Genomic DNA, 2378 nt, shown 5'->3' with positions numbered 1-2378 from the left:
GTCCGCACTTCAGATGCGCCGCAGAACATCTCCGCCATGCTGGCCGGCGTGCTCGCCGATGGTACGAATCTCGGCCCGAAGCGAATGGCGGGAGCGTCGAAGGGGATCAGCGCTCATCAGATCGGCTGGATGCGCAGCTTCCATGCCCGCTCCGAAACATACCGAGCCGCGCAGGCTTGCGTGACCGATGCCCATACGCGTCATCCCCATTCGTTGCTCTGGGGTGACGGAACAACGGCATCGTCCGACGGGCAGTTCTTTCGCGCCAGTGATCGGGCCGCCAGGCGCGGCGACATCAATCTGCACTATGGCAGCGAGCCCGGCACGAAATTCTACAGCGGCCTCTCCGATCAATACGGCTACTTCAGCATCCTGCCGATCAGCCCGACCGAGAGCGAGGCCGTCTATGTGCTCGACGGCCTGTTCGACCACGACACGATCCTCGAGATCGAAGAACTGTTCACCGATACCGGCGGCGCCAGCGATCATGTCTTTGCGCTGTTCGCCCTGATCGGCAAACGATTCGCGCCCCGGCTGCGCAACATCAAGGACCGGAAGTTCCACACCTTCGAGAAGGGCGACGCCTACCCGGCGCTGGCCAACCACATCGGCGCGCCGATCAACACTGCGCTAATCCTTGAACATTGGGATGAGCTTCTGCGCCTGGCTGCCTCTATCACAACGCGCACCGTCGCTCCGTCGGCGATCCTCAAAACGCTATCCGCCTCATCGAAATCCAATGATCTGGCCAGGGCGCTGCGCGAGATCGGCCGCATCGAGCGCACGCTGTTCATGATCGAATGGTATTCCAGTCCGGCATTGCGCAAGCGGTGTCAGGCCGGGCTCAACAAGGGCGAAGCTGCCCACAAGCTCAAGCGCGCCGTCTTCTTCCATGAGCGCGGCGAAATCCGCGACCGCTCCTATGACAGCCAGGCATTCCGGGCATCCGGCCTCAATCTCGTCGTCAGCGCAATTGTCTACTGGAACACCGTCTATCTCAGCCGCGCCGTTGCCCACCTGCGGCAACAAGGTCGTCATGTCCCTGACGAATTGCTCAAGCACATCTCGCCGCTCAGTTGGGAACACATAAACCTCACCGGCATCTATTCGTGGGACACCGAGCAGCAGATGCCAGAGGGCTTCAGGCCATTGCGTGTTCCCGGACAGATTCTCCGAGCCGCGTGATGTTCATGCTCCGTTCGAGCTTAGCGCAGGATTTCGAACTGCTCTTGTCCTGACCCCATAGAGCGGCAGACCGTCGGCGTATTTGGAGACAGCGATATAGGCGAGTAGCCGCTCTGACGGCAAACCACTCTCGATGATGTGTGCCGGTGCCAATGCCTGGATCACGCCGTCGCGCCCGCGGAAGGCGTATTTGGGGCGGCGAGTTACGATGACCCGGAACTTCGGTGGCACGACATCCAGCCGCTCGGAGCGGTCCTCGCCGATCAGGACCTTTTCCAGACCTACACAATCATCGGGAATATCCGGCTCGATGACTTCTTCGATGCGTTCGAGATGAGCGGCAAACCCCTTACGCGGCCGGGGTGCTCGTTTCGGCTTGTCGCCGGCGGCACGATCAAGCTCGCTCTGGATCGCCGAAAGGCCGGTCTCCACCTCCTCGAAAGCAAAGGACACCTGCTCATCGTCGACGCCAAGGCGCAGCCGTTCGGAACGCTTGCCGTGCTGCGTGCGCTGAAGGACCTTCAGGATCGAGGTGAGATTGGCGATACGCTCATTGGCGCTCTTCTCGACAGCCTCCAGACGGGCAATCTCGGCCGTCGCGGCGGCAAGTCGGGCCTCGTTTGCAGCCTGCTCACGCGCCATCGCGGATATCATCGCCTTGAGCGCATCGACATCATCTGGCAGGTCGGAAACGGGCAAAACCATGAGAAGGAATAGAGCACAAAAACAGCCGATTTCCCAACGGTTACAGCGACATGATTCATCTTGCCGCAGGTGATCTCACCCCGTCAACAACGGTCGCCTGATCTTGGGCGGACGAATCTTTTTCCAGTCCATTCCGGCCAGAAGCGCCATGAGCTGGGAGTGATCCAGACGCACCCGAGCCACCGATATGCCCGGCCAGCAGAAGCTCTGCTCTTCCAGAGTTTTCGAATACAGGCAGACCCCTGAGCCATCCCACCAGACAATGCGAACGCGATCCGCCCGTTTCGATCGGAAGACGTAAAGAGCGCCATTGAACGGGTCGAGGCCGCCATCTCGCACGAGCGCCATCAAGGAGGCGGCTCCCTTGCGGAAGTCGACCGGTTGGCAGGACACGTAGACCACAACACCCGAGCCGATCATGTCAGGCGAACCGCCCGCAGAACCTTCGCAAGGTGTTCGGGGGCAACATCACCGCTCGCGCGAACCAC

The 2378-nt window shown here is 60.9% G+C and carries 2 protein-coding genes and 1 pseudogene; 1 reads left to right on the top strand and 2 read right to left on the bottom strand.

The genetic code is table 11. The annotated features are described in order from the left end of the window. Nucleotides 1-1185: Tn3 family transposase (locus ACM6UT_RS23190; protein WP_416799630.1), on the top strand; the 1185-nt coding region annotated here is incomplete at its 5' end. A gap of 57 nt (nt 1186-1242) precedes the next feature. On the opposite strand, the pseudogene ACM6UT_RS23185 reads toward ACM6UT_RS23190, so the two are convergent. Both ACM6UT_RS23185 and tnpB read right to left on the bottom strand, forming a co-directional pair. Beyond that, a pseudogene (locus tag ACM6UT_RS23185) lies at nt 1243-1890 on the bottom strand (transposase domain-containing protein); the annotation flags it as partial. A gap of 75 nt (nt 1891-1965) precedes the next feature. Next, entirely contained in the window at nt 1966-2310 is a 345-nt protein-coding gene (gene tnpB, locus ACM6UT_RS23180) for an IS66 family insertion sequence element accessory protein TnpB (RefSeq protein ID WP_416799629.1), read from the bottom strand. Nucleotides 2311-2378: the final 68 nt, after the last annotated feature.

It is taken from the genome of Ciceribacter azotifigens (assembly GCF_048159625.1).
Taxonomy (GTDB): Bacteria; Pseudomonadota; Alphaproteobacteria; order Rhizobiales; family Rhizobiaceae; genus Allorhizobium; species Allorhizobium azotifigens.
Note: the sequence above shows the minus strand (reverse complement) of the source record. Positions and strands in the feature narration are given on the sequence as shown.

Excerpts from the sequence above, each read along its gene's own strand:
- tnpB (WP_416799629.1), bottom strand. The coding sequence starts at position 2,310 with ATGATCGGCTCGGGTGTTGTGGTCTACGTGTCCTGCCAACCGGTCGAC.